The following is a 1,386-nucleotide window of genomic DNA, read 5'->3' on the forward strand; positions in this document are numbered from 1 at the left end:
GGGCCTGTCAGTTTTTTTGTGTGCAGGGCAGTTAAAGGCTCATCGTCATTTCGACCGGTGAGCCAGCATTATCTCAACGATGTGGATGGGTGAAGCGCTCCTCGTAGAGGATTGCAAACTGGTTCATGGCAGCCTTCCAGTCATGCGTTGAACTGCCCCACTTCCCGGTGATGTTGCGCAGGGCCAGCCACAGCAGCTTGGTCGCCGCTTCATCGCTGGGGAAGTGACCCCGCGTCTTGATGATCTTGCGCAGTTGGGCGTTGACGCTCTCGATCGCGTTGGTCGTGTAGATGATCTTGCGGATCGCCGGCGGGAACGTAAAGAACGGGATCACCTGGTCCCACGCGCGACGCCAGGACGCGGCGATCGGGGTGTACCGCTTGCCCCATTCCCCTTGCTCGAAGGCCGCCAGCTCGGCCAGCGCAGCCTCCACGGTGGGCGCGGTGTACACGGGCTTGAGCGCCGCAGCCACGGCCCGGCGCTCCTTCCAACTGGCGTATTCCAAACTGTTCCGGATCAGATGCACGATGCAGGTCTGCAGCGTGGTGTTCGGGAACACCGCGGCCAGGGCCTGTTCCATGCCCTTAAGACCATCGGTCACCGCGATCAGTATGTCCTGGGTGCCACGGGTCTTCAGGTCGTTGAACACCTTCATCCAGAACTTGGCACCTTCGGTGGTCTCGATCCACAGGCCCAGGATGTCGCGCGTGCCGTCCGGCAGCACGCCCAAGGCCAGGTAGACGGCCTTGTTGCGCACCACGCCGTCCTCACGCATCTTGACCCGCAGCGCGTCGAAGAACACGACCGGATACATCACCTCAAGCGGGCGGGCCTGCCAGGCAGTGACTTCGTCCATCACTGCATCGGTCACCGAGCTGATGAACTCGGGCGAGACCTCGGTGCCGTACTGTTCGGCCAGAAACGCCTGGATCTCGCGCACGGTCATGCCACGGGCGTACATGGCGATGATCTTGTCGTCGAACCCGGTGAAGCGCCGTTCGTGCTTGGGAATCAGGATCGGATCGAAGCTGCCATCGCGGTCGCGCGGGATGTCCACCCTCAGCGGGCCATCCTCGGTCAGGACGGTCTTGGCGCTCTTGCCGTTGCGCTGGTTGGCCGTGCCGGCCGGGCGCTCCGCGCCCGGCTGGTAGCCCAGGTGATGGCCGAGCTCGGCGCCCAAGGCGCGCTCGATCAGGGCCTTCTTGAACGCCATCGAGGCGTCCTGAACCGCCTCGGCGGTCATGGGGCCCTTCACGAAATGGGCGATCAGGTCCTCGGGAATGGCCGGCAGCTCACGGTCTGCGGCTTGGCTGGTTTTCGTCTTGCGTGGCATACATGCTCCTTATCGACATGTTATGCCCTAAACACAAAATTTCTGACAGGTCC

The 1,386-nt window shown here is 62.7% G+C and carries 1 protein-coding gene; it reads right to left on the reverse strand.

Features of this window, described 5'->3' with window-relative positions:
• Positions 1 to 73: 73 nt before the first annotated feature.
• Positions 74 to 1,333: an IS256 family transposase gene (locus AC3WL8_RS39865; RefSeq protein ID WP_013952233.1), complete on the reverse strand. Its 1,260-nt coding sequence runs from the start codon at positions 1,331 to 1,333 to the stop codon at positions 74 to 76.
• Between the last annotated feature and the right edge of the window lie 53 nt (positions 1,334 to 1,386).

This window comes from Cupriavidus sp. FW305-F7 (assembly GCF_058782875.1).